This window comes from Micromonospora sp. WMMD754 (assembly GCF_049315235.1).
GTDB classification, from domain to species: domain Bacteria; phylum Actinomycetota; class Actinomycetes; order Mycobacteriales; family Micromonosporaceae; genus Micromonospora; species Micromonospora sediminicola.
This window is the reverse complement of sequence record NZ_CP186058.1, coordinates 34547-51115: the sequence shown is the minus strand read 5'-3', so window position 1 is coordinate 51115 and position 16569 is coordinate 34547. Positions and strand designations below refer to the sequence as shown.

The following is a 16569-nucleotide window of genomic DNA, read 5'->3' as shown; positions in this document are numbered from 1 at the left end:
GAGGAGGGTACGAGCCGTGAGGCAGAAGCTCGCACGGGTGCTCGGTGGTGTGGCCATCGGCGCGCTCGTTTTCAGTGGCGCGGCCTGCAAGGCTGACAGTGGTAGCGATGCGGGGGGCAGCAAGGCCGCCTGCGACCTGAAGATCGGCTTCTTCGGCCCGCTGACCGGCGACGCCGCGGGTCTCGGTATCCACATGCGCAACGGCACCAAGCTGGCCATCGACCAGTACAACAAGGACAACGCGGACTGCAAGGTCAACCTGGAGGAGTACGACTCCCAGGGTGACCCGGCCAAGGCTCCGGCCCTGGCCCAGAAGGCGGCCGGCGACACCAAGGTCGTCGGCGTGGTCGGTCCGGCGTTCTCGGGTGAGTCGGAGGTGGCCGACCCGATCTTCGACGAGGCCGGTCTGCCGATCATCACGCCGTCGGCCACCCGGCCGAGCCTGAGCACCAAGGGCTGGAAGATCTTCCACCGGGGCGTCGGCAACGACACCTCGCAGGGTCCGGCGGCCGGCCGGTACATCAAGGACGTCCTGAAGGCCGAGAAGGTCTACGTGGTGGACGACCAGTCCGCGTACGGCGCGGGTCTGGTGGACGAGGTGAAGAAGGTTCTCGGCGCGGTTGCCGGCGAGGACAAGATCCAGGTCAAGCAGACCAACTTCTCCGCCGTGGTCACCAAGATCCAGGCCAGTGGCGCGAACGTCCTCTTCTTCGGTGGCTACTACACCGAGGCCGGCCTGCTGCTCAAGCAGCTCAAGGGCGCGGGCTGGAAGGGCACGATGGTCGCCGGTGACGGTGTCAACGACGCCAACTTCATCAAGGTCGCCGGCCAGCAGGTCGCCGAGGGCACGATCCTCACCTGCCCGTGCGCCCCGGCCACCGCGGCCAAGGGCTCGTTCGTGACCGACTACAAGGCCGCGTTCGACAACGCCGAGCCGGGCACCTACGCCGACGTGTCGTACGACATCACCAAGATCATGCTGGCGGGCATCAAGGACGGCAAGGGCACCCGCGCCGACCTGCTGAGCTTCATCAAGTCCTACAACAAGGCCGGTGACGCCACCGGCGTGACCTACAAGTTCGAGTCCACCGGTGAGCTGGACCCGGCGCAGGTCATCGTGTGGGCGTTCAAGGTGAACGCGGGCAAGGTCGTCCCCGACATCGAGATCCCCAAGAGCTGACCGGTTCATCCGGTCCTGTCACGGGACACCAGGCGTGCGGCCGGGAGTGAGTTTCTCCCGGCCGCACCGCTTGGCCGCACAGTTGGAGCCCCCATTTGAACTTCGATGAGCTCTTCGGGAACTTCCCGGCGCTGACCATCACCGGCCTGGAGCAGGGCGCGATCTACGCGCTCATCGCCCTCGGCTACACCCTGGTGTACGGCGTTCTACGCTTGATCAACTTTGCTCACTCCGAGGTCTTCATGGTCGGTACCTTTTCCGCCCTGTGGACCTGGCAGGCCCTCGGCTACGACCAGAACTCGGCCGCCCCGGCGCTCGGCCCGCTGATCCTGGCGGTCGTCGCCGGTCTCGCGGTGGCGATGGTCGCCGCGGCCGCCACCGCGGTCACCGTCGAGCTGGTGGCCTACCGGCCGCTGCGCAAGCGCAACGCGCCGCCGCTGGCCTTCCTCATCACCGCCATCGGCGCCTCGTTCGTGCTCGCCGAGTCCTTCGGCATCGGCACCAGCCGCGCGCCGTTCGGCATGGCGACGATGATCCCGCAGGAGCCGGTGTTCACCGTCTTCGGCGCCGCGGTGACCAACCTCCAGTTGGTGATCCTCGGCGTCACGCTGGTCATGATGGTGGCGCTGGACCAGTTCGTGAACCGCAGCCGGCTGGGCCGCGGCATCCGCGCGGTGGCCCAGGACGCCGACACCGCCGCCCTGATGGGCGTCAACAAGAACCGGGTCATCCTGCTGGTCTTCGTGCTCGGCGGTCTGATGGCCGGCGTGGGCGCGCTGCTGTGGGATCTGCGGTTCAGCTACACCAAGTTCAACATCGGCTTCCTGATCGGGCTCAAGGCTTTCGCGGCCGCGGTGCTCGGCGGCATCGGCAACCTCCGCGGCGCGCTGCTCGGCGGCCTGCTGCTCGGGGTGGCGGAGAACTACGCCGCCGGCCTGTTCGGCGGCGACTGGAAGGACTTCACCGGCTTCGTGCTGCTGATCGTGCTGCTGATGTTCCGGCCGACCGGTCTGCTCGGCGAATCTCTCGGGAGGGCGCGCGCATGACCGCCACCGTGGACAAGAAGCGGACCGCGGGCTTCAAGACCCGCTGGGCCGCCATGCCCAGGCAGGTGCGCTGGGCGGCGATCGCCGCGCTGATCGTGCTGCTCTACATCCTGCCCAACAAGTGGTTCTACGAGTACCTGGGCTTCCCGATCGGCAGCGAGTACTTCGCCCTCTACACCACCCGCTCGGACTTCGCCGGGGTGCTCTTCGACACCGCCGTGTTCGTGCTGCTCGCCGTGGGCCTCAACGTGGTGGTCGGGTTCGCCGGCCTGCTCGACCTCGGCTACTTCGGCTTCTACGCGCTCGGCGCGTACACGGTGGCGTTGCTCACCTCGCCGGAGAGCCGGTTCGGCACGAACTGGCCGTGGCTGGCGGCGGTGCCGCTGGCGGTGATGGTGGCGATGATCTCCGGCGTGATCCTCGGCGGCCCGACACTGCGGTTGCGCGGTGACTACCTGGCCATCGTGACGCTCGGCTTCGCCGAGATGATCCGGCTGTACGCGGCCCGCCAGGACGGCCTCCTCCAGGGCCAGCGGGGCATCCCGGCGATCCCGCACCCGCCGGGCAACGGCAGCGACGGCAAGGCGCTGTTCGGGGTGGTCGACTCCCGGCCGTACTACTGGCTCATGCTGACGCTGATCCTGGTCGTGCTGGTGCTGATCCGGAACCTGGCCAACAGCCGGGTGGGTCGGGCCTGGGTGGCCATCCGCGAGGACGAGGACGCCGCCGAGGTGATGGGCGTGCCCACGTTCAAGTACAAGCTGTGGGCGTTCGCCATCGGCGCGGCGGTGGCCGGCCTGACCGGCGCGGTCTTCGCCGGCAAGCAGACGTTCATCAACTCGGACCAGTTCGTGCTGGAGAGTTCCATCCTGGTGCTCGCCGCGGTGATCCTCGGCGGCGCCGGCAACATCAAGGGCGCCATCGTCGGCGGCGCGGTCACCTGGTACCTGCCGGAGTGGCTGCGCGGCGTCGGCGACCTCCTCGGGCTGGAGTTCGACGCGGCCGAGTACCGGATCCTGGTGTTCGGCATCGTGGTCATCGTCATGATGATCTTCCGGCCGCAGGGTCTGGTGCCCAACCGGCGGCGGGCGGCCGAGCTCGCCGACCGGCGCAAGGAAGCGGTTCCCCAGGAGACGGTGCCCAATGAGTGAGCCGCAGATGCACAGCGAGCGGGATCAGACCAGCGAGCGGGACATCGCCGACGACGGCCGGAGCACGGTCGGCACCCCGCCCGAGTCCGGGTCGGACACCCCGGTCGAGACCAACCCGGGCGACACCGCCCCGGCGGGCCGGGAGCCGCTGCTGGAGGTCGACCACGTCACGCTCCGCTTCGGCGGCGTGGTGGCGCTCAACGACGTCGCGTTCACCCTGTACAAGGGGGAGATCCTCGGCCTGATCGGCCCGAACGGCGCCGGCAAGACCACCTGCTTCAACGCGATGACCGGCGTCTACCGGCCCACCGAGGGCGAGATCCGGTTCGCCGGGCAGCGGATCAACGGCAAGCGCCGGAGCTGGATCACCAAGGCGGGCATCGCCCGGACGTTCCAGAACATCCGGCTGTTCCCGGAGATGACCGCGCTGGAGAACGTGATGGTGGGCGCGGACGCCCACCACAAGACCAGCGTGATCTCCGCGATGCTGCGGCTGCCGCGGCACTGGCGGGAGGAGCGGGAGGGCCGGGACAAGGCCCACGAGCTGCTGCGCTTCGTCGGTATCGAGCGCCGCGCCGGCGATCTGGCGCGCAACCTCTCGTACGGCGAGCAGCGCCGGCTGGAGATCGCGCGGGCCCTGGCCACCGACCCGAAACTGCTCTGCCTGGACGAGCCGGCAGCCGGCTTCACCCCGGCGGAGAAGGAGGAACTGCTCGGGTTGATCCGGAAGATCCGCGACAATGGCACCACGGTGCTGCTGATCGAGCACGACATGCGACTCGTCATGGGCGTGACCGACCGGATCGTGGTGCTGGAGTTCGGCAAGAAGATCGCCGAGGGCCTGCCGGCCGCGGTCCGCGAGGATCCGAAGGTGATCGCCGCGTACCTGGGGGTGCCGACCGATGCTGCTTGAGATCAACGACCTGACCCTGCTGTACGGGCGGATCCAGGCCCTGCACGGGATCAGCCTGCACGTCGACGAGGGTGAGGTGGTGGCCCTGATCGGCGCGAACGGCGCCGGCAAGACCACCACCATGCGGGCCATCTCCGGGCTGCGCCCGGTGGCCGAGGGCTCGATCGTCTTCAACGGCACCGACGTCACCCGGATGCGGGCCGACCTGCGGGTGATCCGGGGCATCGGGCAGGCGCCCGAGGGTCGGGGAGTCTTCCCCGGCATGACGGTCATCGAGAACCTGGAGATGGGCGCGTACACCCGCCGGGACCGCGCGGGCATCGCCGAGGATCTGAAGATGGTCATGGACCTCTTCCCCCGGCTGCACGAGCGACGCAAGCAGGCCGGCGGCACGCTCTCCGGTGGCGAGCAGCAGATGCTGGCGGTGGGCCGGGCACTGATGGCCCGCCCGAAGCTGCTGCTGCTGGACGAGCCCTCGATGGGTCTCGCGCCGATGCTGATCCAGCAGATCTTCGAGATCATCACCCGGATCAACGAGCAGGGCACCACCATCCTGCTGGTCGAGCAGAACGCCCAGCAGGCGCTCTCCCGCGCCCACCGGGCCTACGTGCTGGAGACCGGCCGGATCGTCAAGGAGGGCACCGGCCAGGATCTCCTGCACGACCAGGCGGTCAAGGACGCGTACCTCGGCGTGGCCTGAGGTCGTACCGGTCGACGGCCGGTCGTCCCCGTGGGGGCGACCGGCCGTCGTGTTCCCGGTGCCGCCGGCCACGGGTTGTCGGGGCCACGGACTAGAGTCGCTGCCGTGACAGCTACGACGCCGCGCCTGCTCCTCGTCGACGGACACTCCCTGGCATACCGGGCCTTCTTCGCCCTGCCGGTGGAAAACTTCTCCACCACGACGGGGCAGCCGACCAACGCCGTCTACGGCTTCACCTCCATGCTGATCAACGTGCTCCGCGACGAGCAGCCGACGCACATCGTGGTCGCCTTCGACGTCTCCCGCCGATCCTTCCGCACCGACCGCTACGCGGAGTACAAGGCCGGCCGCAGTGAGACCCCGACCGACTTCAAGGGCCAGGTCAGCCTGGTCAAGGAGGTGCTCGCCGCGCTGCGCGTGCCGGTGGTCGAGAAGGAGGGCTTCGAGGCCGACGACGTGATCGCCACGCTCGCCTGCCAGGCCCGCGACCAGGGCATGGACGTGCTGATCACCACCGGCGACCGGGACGCGTTCCAGCTCGTCGGCGACCGGGTCACCGTGCTCTACCCGCGCAAGGGCGTCTCCGACCTGGCCCGGATGGACCCGGCCGCGGTCGAGGCGAAGTACGGCGTCACGCCGGACCGCTACCGCGACCTGGCCGCGCTGGTCGGCGAGACCAGTGACAACCTGCCCGGCGTGCCCGGCGTCGGGCCGAAGACCGCGGCCAAGTGGATCAATCTCTACGGCGGCGTCGAGGGCGTGGTGGCCCGGGCCGACGAGATCAAGGGCAAGGCCGGCGACAGCCTGCGCGAGCGCCTGGCCGACGTGATCCGCAACTACGAGATCAACTGCCTGGTCTCCGACCTGGAGCTGCCGGTGCGCCCGGAGGACGCCCGCTGGCAGGGCTGGGACCGGGAGGCCGTGCACCAGGTCTTCGACACGCTCCAGTTCCGCATCCTGCGCGACCGGCTCTACCAGTACCTGGAGGCGGTCGAGCCGGAGGCGGAGGCCGGCTTCGAGCTGGCCGGTGAGGTGCTCACCGAGCCGGGCGCGGTCGCGGGCTGGCTGGACTCGCACGCCGGCGCGGGCGCGCCCGTCGGTCTGGCGGTCACCCTCGACACCGGTCCCAACCGTCGGCACACCGCCACCGTGACCGGGATGGCGCTGGCCACCGCCGGTGGCGCCGCGGCCTGGTTCGACCCGAGCGGCCTGGGCGCCGACGACGAGAGCGCCCTGGCCGGCTGGCTCGCCGACGCGACGCGCCCGAAGGTGCTGCACGACAGCAAGCCGGCGGTGCTGGCGTTCGCCGCGCACGGCTGGGACCTGCAGGGCATCGCCCGCGACACGCAGATCGCGGCCTACCTGGCCCGCCCCGACCAGCGGTCCTACGACCTCACCGACCTGGCGCTGCGCTACCTGCACCGCGAGCTGCGCGTCGACGCCCCGGAGACCGGCCAGCTCACGCTCGACGGGTTCGGCGACGACGGCGCGGCCGAGCAGAACCTGATGCTCCAGGCCCGGGCCACCCTCGACCTGGCCGACGCGATCGACGCCGAGCTGTCCCGCGACGGCGAGCAGTCCGCCCGGCTGATGGCCGGCGTGGAGCTGCCGCTGATGCGGGTCCTCGCCACCATGGAGCGCACCGGCATCGCCGCCGACACCGACTATCTCTCCGAGCTGGAGGCGCACTTCGCCGCCGAGGTGAAGGCCGCCGCCCAGGCCGCCTACGAGGTGGTCGGCCGGGAGTTCAACCTCGGCTCGCCGAAGCAGCTGCAGGAGATCCTCTTCACCGAGCTGGGCCTGCCCAAGACCAAGCGGATCAAGACCGGCTACACCACCGACGCCGACGCGTTGCAGTGGCTCTACGCGCAGACCGAGCACCCGCTGCTGCACCACCTGCTGCGGCACCGCGACGTCGCCAAGCTCAAGTCGACGGTCGACGGGCTGCTCAAGTCGGTCTCCGACGACGGCCGGATCCACACCACGTTCAACCAGACCGTGGCGGCGACCGGGCGGCTCTCCTCGACCGAGCCGAACCTGCAGAACATCCCCATCCGCACCGAGGAGGGCCGGCGGATCCGCCGGGCCTTCGTGGTCGGCGAGGGCTACGAGTCCCTGCTGACCGCCGACTACAGCCAGATCGAGATGCGGATCATGGCGCACCTGTCCTCGGACGACGCGCTGATCGAGGCGTTCAACTCCGGGCACGACTTCCACGCGGCGACCGCATCGTCGGTCTTCACCGTCGAGGTCGACCAGGTCACCGCCGACCAGCGGCGCAAGATCAAGGCGATGAACTACGGCCTGGCATACGGGCTGAGCGCGTTCGGCCTCTCCCAGCAGCTCGGCATCACCGCCGAGGAGGCGCGCGGGCTGATGGAGAACTACTTCGCCGGGTTCGGCGGGGTCCGCGACTACCTCCAGGAGGTGGTGGCCCGGGCCCGGCAGGACGGCTACACCTCCACCATCCTGGGTCGCCGCCGCTACCTGCCCGACCTGGTCAGCGACAACCGGCAGCGCCGGGAGATGGCCGAGCGGATGGCGCTCAACGCCCCGATCCAGGGCTCGGCCGCCGACATCATCAAGGTCGCCATGCTGCGTGTCGACGCCGCGCTGCGCGAGGCCGGGCTGCGGTCCCGGATGCTGTTGCAGGTGCACGACGAGTTGGTCTTCGAGGTCGCACCGGGGGAGCGCGAGGCGCTGGAGGTGCTGGTGCGCCGGGAGATGGGCCAGGCACACCCGCTCTCGGTCCCGATGGAGGTGTCGGTCGGCGACGGCCGCGACTGGAACAGCGCCGACCACTGACCCCACCGCCCGTGCGATCCGGACACCCACCCCTTGATCACGGCACGTGCGGTGGAGACGGAAGCAGAGGCTGGGGTGTGGGCGCGGCGGCTTGAAGGGCGGCGGCCAGGCGGTCGCGGACAGCCACCTGGGCGGCGATCCGGGCGTCCAGTACGGCCAGGCGCTGCCGCCCGACCCGCAGTCCGGCCGGAGACGACGGCGCGGAGGCCAGGTCCCCGTCCAGGCAGGGCAGGAAGACCCGCACGTCGTCCAGCGTCAGCCCGGCGTCGAGCAGGTGACGGATGTTGCGGACCCGGGTGACCACCGCTTCGTCGTACTCGCGGTAGCCGTTCGCCGCCCGGACCGAGGCGATGAGCCCGTGTTCCTCGTAGTGCCGCAGGGCACGCGGCGTGCAGCCCGTCGCTTTCGCCACCGCGCCGATCCGCACCGCCGCCACCGTCCTCTCACGCGACCACCGCGCCCCCGTCCACCGGCAGCACCACGCCGGTGACGAAGTCGGCCTCCGGCTCGCACAGCCGCCGGATCGCCCAGGCTACGTCCTCCGGGCGGCCGATCCGGCCCGCCGGTGTGTGGGCGAGTTGCCAGTCCCGCACCGCCGCGCGCCGCTCGGGGGACAGGCCACTGTGCACCCCGATCGGGGTGTCGATCGCGCCGGGCGCCACGGCCACCACCCGGACGCCGCGCGGCGCGAGTTCCACCGCCCAGCTGCGGGTCAGCGAGTCCAGCGCGGCCTTGCCGGCCGCGTACACCGAACTGCCCGGCCAGGCGCGCAGGCCGACGGACGTGGTGACGTTGACCAGCACGCCGCGTGTCGCGGCGAGCGCCTCGACGGCGGCGTGCGCCAGCCGAATGGGCGCGAGGAGGTTCGTCTCCAGTTGCCGCCGGGCGGCGTCCTCGTCCAGTTCCGCCAGCGGCCCGCCGCCGGCCACGCCCGCGTTGTTGACCAGGACGTCCAGTCGGCCGTACCGGTCGAGCGCGGCGCCGACGATCCGGCCGGGCCCGTCGGGCGCGGTGACGTCGGCGGCCAGCGGTGTGACAGCCGGCCGGCCGGCGGCGGTCTCCGACAGCGGCGCGGCGCGCCGGCCGACGGCGACGACGGCGTACCCGGACGTGGCGAAGGCGTGTGCGGTGGCCCGGCCGATGCCGGTGCCCGCACCGGTGACCACGGCGACGCGTGGCGTGCGGCGTTCCATGCCGGCATCGTCCGACCCTGCCGCCTGCGGCAGGGTCAAGTCAGAGGCCGAGCAGCGCGGGCATCGCGTTGACCGCGCCGTGCACCACGAGAAGCGGCCACATCCGGCGGTACCGGGACCACAGGTAGCCGAGGAACAGCCCCATCACGCCCTGGTTCACGATCACCGATGCCAGGTCGACGCCGGGGCGGCCGCTGCCCTGGATGGCCACGTGCCACGCGGCCCAGACCAGCGACGCGAGCACGATCGCCGGCCAGCGGCCCAGCAGCGACTCCCACCGGGTCTGCAGCCACCGCCGGTAGAACACCTCCTCCAGCACCGCGTTCACCGCGAAGCCCACCAGCAGCACGACGACCAGCTCGACCACGGTGACGGTGCGCCCCCATTCACTGGCCGGCACGGCCAGCGGCGTCGCGTAGCTGAGCACCAGCCACACCGCCACCGGCAGCGCCGGACCCCACCGGTGGGCGGCGTCCGCCGGGGCCGGCCCGGGCCGCCACCGCGGCGGCCGCCGGCGCGCGGCCAGGAACACCCCGACCGGTACGCCGAGCAGCAGCGCGAGCTTCAGCACGGAGTACGCGGGCTCGCCGCCCAGCAGCGGCATGACGGCGGCGAACGCGACGCCGGCCAGCAGCAGCGGCACCGCCTCGCGGTACGGCGCGACCGGGTCCGGCCATCGCGGGTCGGCGGCGGGCGGGATCAGCCGGATCAGGGCGATGCCGACCAGCGCCGGTATCCACCGGTTCCACATCGGCACGGTGCCGTCGTGGTCGGCGCTGTACCTGACGCCGGTGTTGCCGGTCGCCACCAGCACGAGCGCCGCGACGGCGACCAGCCCGAGGCCCGCCACGAGGACCGCCCGTCCGGCACGGGGATGACGGCCGTCGATCGAGGTGCCTGTCGTCATCGCCGGCACGGTACCAACACGCCGCGAGCGACCAGGCGGGCTCAGCCCTTGAGCGGGTCGTGCCCCCAGTTCATCAGCGACCAGCGCCAGCGGGTGTCCCGGACGTCGCCGGAGGGCCGCTGGGCGAGGTGCCGGTGGACGTACCCGATCACCTTGCGCATGTGCTTGTAGTCGGCCGCGGTCAGGTCGGCGCGCTTGCGGCGCAGCAGGTCGACGATCCTGCGGCCGGAGTCGTGCCCGACGGATTCGCCGCCCTGGGTGCCCTTCTTGTGCCAGCCGACGTGCTTGGACTCGTCGCTCTCCAGCCAGCGGGTCAGCTCGGCGGGCTTCATGTTCACCGCGTCGGTGAACTCCCGGTAGGTCTGCTGCGGATCCTCAGCGCGACTCATGGCGCAGCACCTCCGGGCGGTGGGCGACGTCGCGGCCCGAGTCGTCGTTGACGATCCGGTACTGCGGCTGCTCCGGCGAGGCGTCCACCGCGTGCCCGCGGACGTGGGTGCGCTCGGTCAGCTTCTCCTTGACGACCCCGTACGCCCGGCCGCTGTGGCTGGCCCAGGAGACGTGGTCGCCGGCGCGGAACTCCATCTCGGCCATGCCGGCCGGTTACCCGCCGGCACCAGCGGCTAACGGCACGGTCAGGGCCGGATCTCCGCGATCGGCAGCTTGATGGCGAAGGGCTCGGTCAGCTCGATCACCTCGCTGCCGTCGGTCACCAGCTCGTACTGGCGCTCGCCGCCCGGGCCGATCCGGTCACCGAGGCGGTAGGCGTAGAGGTGCATCGGATCCTGCTCGATCCGCCAGTAGAACGGGATGCCGGCGGCGGCGTACTCGCCCGGCTTGGCGAACCGGTCGACCCGCCGGGTGCCGGGGGAGACGATCTCGACGGCCAGGACGACGTCCGCCGCTCGCAGCAGGGACCGGTCGCTGCCCAGTCCGGCGTCACACAGCAGCACGTCCGGTTGCCGGCTGGTGTTCGAACTGAGCCCGACACCGACGGACTGGGCAACCCGCAGATGAACCGGGGCGTGCGACCGCAGCCAGAGGCCGCGTCCGCCAGGCGTCAGGTGGCCGGCTTCTCGGCGACGAAGATCGCGGTGCCGGGGAAGAGCCGGCCGCGCAGCGGGCTCCACTGGCCCCAGATCCCCTCGTGCCCGGCCGGCCACTCCGGTTCCACCAGGTCGAGCAGGCGGAAGCCGGCGCCGACCAGCTCCCGGATCCGGTCGCCGAGCGTGCGGTGCTGCTCCACGTACGTGGCCAGGCCGCGCTCGTCCTGCTCGACGTACGGGGACCGGTCGAAGTACGAGTGCACGGCGGTCAGCCCGCCCTCGCCCGGGTCGTCGAGGAAGATCCAGCGCATCGGGTGGGTGACCGAGAAGACCCACCGGCCGCCCGGGCGCAGCACCCGGGCCACCTCGCGCATCGCCGCGGCGGAGTCGTCCACGAACGGGATCGCCCCGAACGCGGTGCAGACGGTGTCGAAGGCGGCGTCGGCGAACGGCAGCGCGAGTGCGTCGGCCTGCACCAGCGGCACGCGTACCCCGGTCCGGTCGGCGGCCTCGGCGGCGTGCCGCAACATGCCGGCGGAGAGGTCCAGGGCGACCGGTCGGGCGCCCTGCGCGGCCAGCCAGCGGGCGGCGGCGGCCGCGCCGGCGCCGAGTTCGAGGATCCGCCGGCCGGCGACGTCGCCGAGCAGCCGCGCGTCGGCCTCGCGCAGCCCCTCCGGGCACCAGACGAAGTCCGTCTCGCCGAGGAACGCGCCGTGCTCGGCCTGGTAGGCGTCGGCGTCGGTGTCCCACCAGCCCCGGTTGGCGCGGCGGATCTCGGCGGCGTCGACCCGCCGGCGGGTCACCCTGTCGTCGTCCACCCGTCCACGCTAGGGCCGAGCGGGGCGCCGGATCCGGTCGGGGTCGGCGTGTTGCGGGTGGGGAAGATGTGACGGACGAGACAGCTGTGGCACCTTACCGCGCGAAATCTCCGCTTTCGCAGCGGATGAGGTCGCACGGACCCGGGAGGGCTTGCACGCTGTGGTAATGCAGCGGGTAGGCTAGACGATGCGCTCGCGGATCGTGTGCCTCGGCAGGGAGCAGGTGCGCGGTCACCGGAGCCACTAATGATCTTCTCGCGTCGATCGTTCGGTGTGCCCCGCGACGGATCCGCTGGCGCGGAAGAGTCACCGCGACACCCATGCCCGCTGTGACAACCCATCCGACCGGAGCAACCGCCCACATGACGAGCAGCATCGAGGCCCCCTCGAGCGCCAACAAGGTCACGCACGACGATCTCGGTTCCGAGGAGGCTTTCCTCGCCGCGATCGACGAGACCATCAAGTACTTCAACGACGGCGACATTGTCGAAGGCACCGTCGTCAAGGTCGATCGGGACGAGGTCCTGCTCGACATCGGCTACAAGACCGAGGGCGTCATCCCCTCTCGGGAGCTGTCGATCAAGCACGACGTGGACCCCGCCGAGGTCGTCTCGGTCGGTGACCACATCGAGGCCCTCGTCCTCCAGAAGGAGGACAAGGAGGGTCGGCTGATCCTCTCCAAGAAGCGGGCGCAGTACGAGCGGGCCTGGGGCACGATCGAGAAGATCAAGGACGAGGACGGCGTCGTCCGCGGCTCGGTCATCGAGGTCGTCAAGGGTGGTCTCATCCTCGACATCGGCCTGCGCGGCTTCCTGCCCGCGTCGCTGGTCGAGATGCGGCGGGTGCGTGACCTGCAGCCGTACGTCGGCCGCGAGCTCGAGGCCAAGATCATCGAGCTGGACAAGAACCGCAACAACGTGGTCCTGTCCCGCCGGGCCTGGCTGGAGCAGACGCAGTCCGAGGTGCGCACCGAGTTCCTCAACAAGCTCCAGAAGGGGCAGGTCCGCAAGGGCGTCGTCTCCTCGATCGTCAACTTCGGCGCGTTCGTCGACCTGGGCGGCGTGGACGGCCTGGTGCACGTCTCCGAGCTGTCCTGGAAGCACATCGACCACCCGTCCGAGGTCGTCGAGGTGGGCCAGGAGGTCGAGGTCGAGGTCCTGGACGTCGACCTGGACCGCGAGCGGGTCTCGCTGTCGCTGAAGGCGACCCAGGAGGACCCGTGGCGTCAGTTCGCCCGCACCCACGCGATCCAGCAGATCGTGCCGGGTAAGGTCACCAAGCTGGTGCCGTTCGGCGCCTTCGTCCGGGTGGACGACGGCATCGAGGGCCTGGTCCACATCTCCGAGCTGGCCGAGCGCCACGTGGAGATCCCCGAGCAGGTCGTGCAGGTCGGCTCCGAGGTCATGGTCAAGGTCATCGACATCGACCTGGAGCGCCGCCGGATCTCGCTGTCGCTCAAGCAGGCCAACGAGGGCTTCGTCGAGGGCGAGGAGCACTTCGACCCGACCCTCTACGGCATGGCCGCGACCTACGACGACCAGGGCAACTACATCTACCCCGAGGGCTTCGACCCGGAGACGGGTGAGTGGCTCGAGGGTTACGACAAGCAGCGCGAGACCTGGGAGCAGCAGTACGCCGAGGCGCGTCAGCGCTGGGAGGCCCACACCAAGCAGGTGCAGACCTCCCGCGCCGCCGACGCCGAGGCCGCCGCCAACCCGGCTCCGGCCACGACCAGCGCCACCACCACCTCGACCTCGGCCCCGAGCCGTCAGGCCGAGGAGCCGGCCGGCACGCTGGCCACCGACGAGGCGCTCGCCGCGCTGCGGGAGAAGCTCGCCGGCGGCAAGTGACCGGTCGCTGACGTCGGTCCACCCTCGGGCGGGTCGGCAGGTCGCCTCCGACGAACGGGCCCCGTCCCCGCGTTCCGCACCAGCGGAGCGCCGGGGGCGGGGTCCGCTCCGTTTCCGGCGACGACCGGATCCGGTCGTCGCCGGCGGGGTCCGGTTGGCACGCGGACGGGCATCCGGTTGACTGTCCGGGTGCTGAGGGTGGGGTTGACGGGCGGAATCGGATCCGGCAAGAGCGCGGTGGCGCGCCGGTTGGCCGCGCTCGGCGCGGTGGTCGTCGACGCGGACCGGATCGCCCGCGAGGTCGTCGCCCCGGGCACCGAGGGGTTGGCCGAGGTGGTCGCCGCCTTCTCCGACCGGGTCCTGGACGCCGACGGGGCGCTGGACCGGGCCGCCCTCGGCGCCGTGGTCTTCGGCGACGAGGCGGCCCGCCGCAGGCTGGAGGCGATCACCCACCCCCGGGTACGGGCGCGGACCGCCGAGCTGGTCGCCGCCGCTCCCGCCGACGCGGTGGTGGTCAACGACGTGCCCCTGCTGGTGGAGGTGGGGCTGGCGCCCACGTACCACCTGGTGCTGGTGGTGCAGACGGCGGTGGCGACCCGGTTGGCGCGGTTGTCCCGCGACCGGGGCATGGACCCGGCCGAGGCCGAGCGGCGGATCGCCGCGCAGGCCGACGACGCCCGCCGGCGGGCGGTGGCGGACGCGCTGCTCACCAATGACGGCACGCTGGCCGAGCTGCACGACGCGGTGGACCGCCTCTGGCACGAGCGCCTGCTGCCCTACGAGCGCAACCTCCGGGCGCGGCACGCGGTGCGGCCCGGTCCGCCGGCGCCGACCGGGCCCGACCCGACCTGGCCCGAGCAGTACGCGCGGCTGGCCGCCCGGATCCGGCACGCGGTCGGCGGCGACGTCCGGGTCGACCACGTCGGCTCCACCGCCGTGCCCGGGCTGGCCGCGCCCGACGTCATCGACATCCAGCTGACGGTGCCGTCGCTGGAGGAGGCGGACGGGCCGCTCGCCGACCGGCTGGCCGAGGCCGGTTTCCCCCGCCTGCCGGGGGAGTGGTGGGACGCGCCGCGCCGGCCCGACCGGGTGCACTGGGCGAAGCGGCTGCACGGCAGCGCGGACCCCGGTCGTCCGGTGCTGCTGCACCTGCGCGCGGCCGGCTCCGCCGGCTGGCGGTACGCGCTGCTGATGCGCGACCACCTTCGCGCCGACCCCGGGCGGCGGGCCGACTACCTCCAGGTCAAGCGGGATCTGGCGGCCACCGCGCCGGCGGGCGCCGAGCAGGGCACGCTCGGCGATCCCTGGTTCGACGAGGAGCACCTGCGGGCCGAGGAGTGGGCCGCGCAGACCGGCTGGCGCCCCTGAGGCGGCGCCTGTCCCGCCCGGCGGTCAGCGTGCGGACGGCGCGGCCGTCGGGCCGGCGCCCGGTCTCCGTCCGGGGGTGAGGTCGAGCCGGACCCAGACGCCCCGGCCGGTACGCAGCTCCACCCGGCGCGGCAGCCCGCCCCGGTCGAGCCACCAGCGCCGGCCGCCCGGGACCTCGACGACGTCCACCACGTGGTCGGCCAGCCGGTCCTCGCGGATCCGGACCGCCGCCGCGGCGGGCGCGCGGGTGGCGGCCCGCAGCGTGGCGTCGACCAGCCGGTCCAGGTCGTCGGCGGCCGGCCGGGCGGTGGCCGTGAGCAGCCCGGTCGGCACCGGCGTCGGTGGCGTGCCCGGACCGTCGGGGGACCCGGGTGTCTGTGCCACCCGCCCCGGCCGGATCCACCGCAGCGACCGGCGGCCGGTGTCCTCGTCGCTCACCGCCAGGTAGGCCGACGGCGCCGCCCAGCTCAGCGTGCCGGCGCCGCCCAGGTTGGCGGACGGGCCGAGCGGGGCGGCCACGGTCACCGCCGCGCCACCGGCGGCACGCAGTCGGGCGGGCAGCCGGGCCAGCCGGTCGGCCTCGTCGTCGGTGAGCGCCCGGGGCTGCCCGGGGGGCCCGCCGAGCGCGTCCACCGGGCGCAGGGTGGGTCGGTCGACGCGAACCAGGTCGACGGTGACGGGGGCGCCGTCGGGCAGCCGGCCGGTCAGCCGGTGCAGGCGGGCGTCCGGGTCGATCCAGAGCGTCGGCGCGGGGGCGCCCGACGGCGTGGCGCCGCCGGCCAGCGGGGCCTGGACCACGTCCACCGGCACGCCCCCGAGGGTCTCCCGGCGCAGCCAGCGACCGTTCGGTCCGGCCGGGTCGACCCGGTCCGCACCGAGTGAGAGCAGGAGGTCGCGTACGGCCGCCAGGCCCCGCCCGGCGGGCGGCTCGCGGAGCCGCCAGCGGTCGACCGGCGGGACCAGCGGCGGGCGCGCGGGTGTGGGCAGCGCGCTCGGGTCGGGGCGGACCAGCAGCGTCGACGCGGTGGCCTGGGCCAGCCCGCGGTCGGCGCCCGCGCCGGGCCCGCCGACGTCCAGGTAGACCAGCGGCCGGGCCCAGTCGACCCAGCCGAGCAGTTCGACGCGGTCGCCGCCGGCGCCGACGGCGACCCGCACGCCGGCGCGGACGTCCCGCAGGTTGCCGACCCGTAGCGCGGCCACCCGATCGGCCTCGTCCGCGCTCAGCGCACGGGCCGCCCCGGGTCGGTCGGCCGGCTCCGGCGAGCCGCCCGGCAGGCCGGCGACGAGGACGGCCGCGGAGGCCGCGGCGGCCGCCACGAGCGCGGCCAACGCGACGCGCCGCCGGCCCGGTGGATCGGGCGGGTCGGCCCTGCCGTCCGTCTCCGGGTCGTCGTCGGGGCCGGCGGACCGGGCAAACAACCGGCCGGTGCCGGCGTCGGTCCGCCGACGGCGACCGGCGACCGTGGCCGGTCGTGCCGGGGCGTTGGTCCGGCCGCGCCGGTGCCCCCGGCCCGGCTCGCGTGGTACGGCCTGGTCGCCGCCGCCGCGTGCGGTGGGCCGGTGGGGGACTCTCTCGGTGCGCGGCCGGCCCG

General features: G+C 72.6%; 15 protein-coding genes and 1 pseudogene. 8 read left to right on the top strand and 8 right to left on the bottom strand.

What is annotated here, in order from left to right; genetic code table 11:
* The first annotated feature begins 16 nt into the window (after nucleotides 1-16).
* From ACN27B_RS00235 to polA, 6 genes are all read left to right on the top strand, one after another.
* Nucleotides 17-1180, top strand: a complete 1164-nt coding sequence (locus tag ACN27B_RS00235; RefSeq protein WP_099164347.1) for a branched-chain amino acid ABC transporter substrate-binding protein — start codon at nucleotides 17-19, stop codon at nucleotides 1178-1180.
* Nucleotides 1181-1275: 95 nt separating this feature from the next.
* A complete protein-coding gene (locus ACN27B_RS00230; protein WP_099164348.1) occupies nucleotides 1276-2226 on the top strand; it encodes a branched-chain amino acid ABC transporter permease in 951 nt (316 codons plus the stop codon).
* Nucleotides 2223-3377 (top strand): branched-chain amino acid ABC transporter permease, encoded by a 1155-nt coding sequence (locus ACN27B_RS00225; RefSeq protein WP_099164349.1) that lies wholly within the window; start codon nucleotides 2223-2225, stop codon nucleotides 3375-3377. The genes ACN27B_RS00230 and ACN27B_RS00225 overlap by 4 nt, the downstream gene beginning before the upstream one ends.
* Nucleotides 3370-4290, top strand: a complete 921-nt coding sequence (locus ACN27B_RS00220; protein WP_172967960.1) for an ABC transporter ATP-binding protein — start codon at nucleotides 3370-3372, stop codon at nucleotides 4288-4290. Before ACN27B_RS00225 ends, ACN27B_RS00220 begins: the two co-directional genes overlap by 8 nt.
* Entirely contained in the window at nucleotides 4280-4990 is a 711-nt protein-coding gene (locus ACN27B_RS00215; RefSeq protein WP_099164351.1) for an ABC transporter ATP-binding protein, read from the top strand. Before ACN27B_RS00220 ends, ACN27B_RS00215 begins: the two co-directional genes overlap by 11 nt.
* Nucleotides 4991-5095: 105 nt before the next feature.
* Entirely contained in the window at nucleotides 5096-7795 is a 2700-nt protein-coding gene (gene polA, locus ACN27B_RS00210) for a DNA polymerase I (protein ID WP_099164352.1), read from the top strand.
* 37 nt (nucleotides 7796-7832) lie between these two features.
* Here polA and ACN27B_RS00205 read toward each other — a convergent pair whose 3' ends face one another.
* The 7 genes and pseudogenes from ACN27B_RS00205 to ACN27B_RS00175 all read right to left on the bottom strand — a co-directional run bounded on the left by ACN27B_RS00205 (nucleotide 7833) and on the right by ACN27B_RS00175 (nucleotide 11759).
* Nucleotides 7833-8207: a MerR family transcriptional regulator gene (locus tag ACN27B_RS00205; protein ID WP_253866264.1), complete on the bottom strand. Its 375-nt coding sequence runs from the start codon at nucleotides 8205-8207 to the stop codon at nucleotides 7833-7835.
* Nucleotides 8208-8238: 31 nt separating this feature from the next.
* A complete protein-coding gene (locus ACN27B_RS00200; protein WP_099164354.1) occupies nucleotides 8239-8988 on the bottom strand; it encodes an SDR family NAD(P)-dependent oxidoreductase in 750 nt (249 codons plus the stop codon).
* Nucleotides 8989-9028: 40 nt separating this feature from the next.
* Nucleotides 9029-9895, bottom strand: coding sequence for a CPBP family intramembrane glutamic endopeptidase (locus tag ACN27B_RS00195; protein WP_099164355.1), 867 nt, complete (start codon nucleotides 9893-9895; stop codon nucleotides 9029-9031).
* Nucleotides 9896-9939: 44 nt separating this feature from the next.
* Nucleotides 9940-10284 (bottom strand): annotated as a pseudogene (locus ACN27B_RS00190) (DUF3140 domain-containing protein); the annotation flags it as partial.
* Nucleotides 10271-10489, bottom strand: coding sequence for a DUF2945 domain-containing protein (locus tag ACN27B_RS00185; RefSeq protein ID WP_099164357.1), 219 nt, complete (start codon nucleotides 10487-10489; stop codon nucleotides 10271-10273). The pseudogene ACN27B_RS00190 and the gene ACN27B_RS00185, both read right to left, overlap by 14 nt.
* 41 nt (nucleotides 10490-10530) lie before the next feature.
* Nucleotides 10531-11025, bottom strand: a complete 495-nt coding sequence (locus ACN27B_RS00180) for a Uma2 family endonuclease (RefSeq protein WP_422742928.1) — start codon at nucleotides 11023-11025, stop codon at nucleotides 10531-10533.
* Nucleotides 10956-11759 (bottom strand): class I SAM-dependent methyltransferase, encoded by an 804-nt coding sequence (locus tag ACN27B_RS00175; RefSeq protein WP_099164358.1) that lies wholly within the window; start codon nucleotides 11757-11759, stop codon nucleotides 10956-10958. The genes ACN27B_RS00180 and ACN27B_RS00175 overlap by 70 nt, the downstream gene beginning before the upstream one ends.
* A 320-nt stretch (nucleotides 11760-12079) precedes the next feature.
* Here ACN27B_RS00175 and rpsA point away from each other — a divergent pair, with 320 nt between their 5' ends.
* Nucleotides 12080-13609, top strand: coding sequence for a 30S ribosomal protein S1 (gene rpsA / locus ACN27B_RS00170; protein ID WP_091573367.1), 1530 nt, complete (start codon nucleotides 12080-12082; stop codon nucleotides 13607-13609).
* A gap of 189 nt (nucleotides 13610-13798) precedes the next feature.
* On the top strand, nucleotides 13799-14977 hold the full coding sequence (coaE, locus tag ACN27B_RS00165; protein WP_099164359.1) for a dephospho-CoA kinase: 1179 nt from the start codon (nucleotides 13799-13801) through the stop codon (nucleotides 14975-14977).
* Nucleotides 14978-15001: 24 nt separating this feature from the next.
* Here coaE and ACN27B_RS00160 read toward each other — a convergent pair whose 3' ends face one another.
* Nucleotides 15002-16396 carry a hypothetical protein gene (locus tag ACN27B_RS00160; protein ID WP_253866266.1) on the bottom strand — a complete coding sequence of 465 codons (1395 nt, stop codon included), beginning with the start codon at nucleotides 16394-16396 and terminating at the stop codon, nucleotides 15002-15004.
* Between the last annotated feature and the right edge of the window lie 173 nt (nucleotides 16397-16569).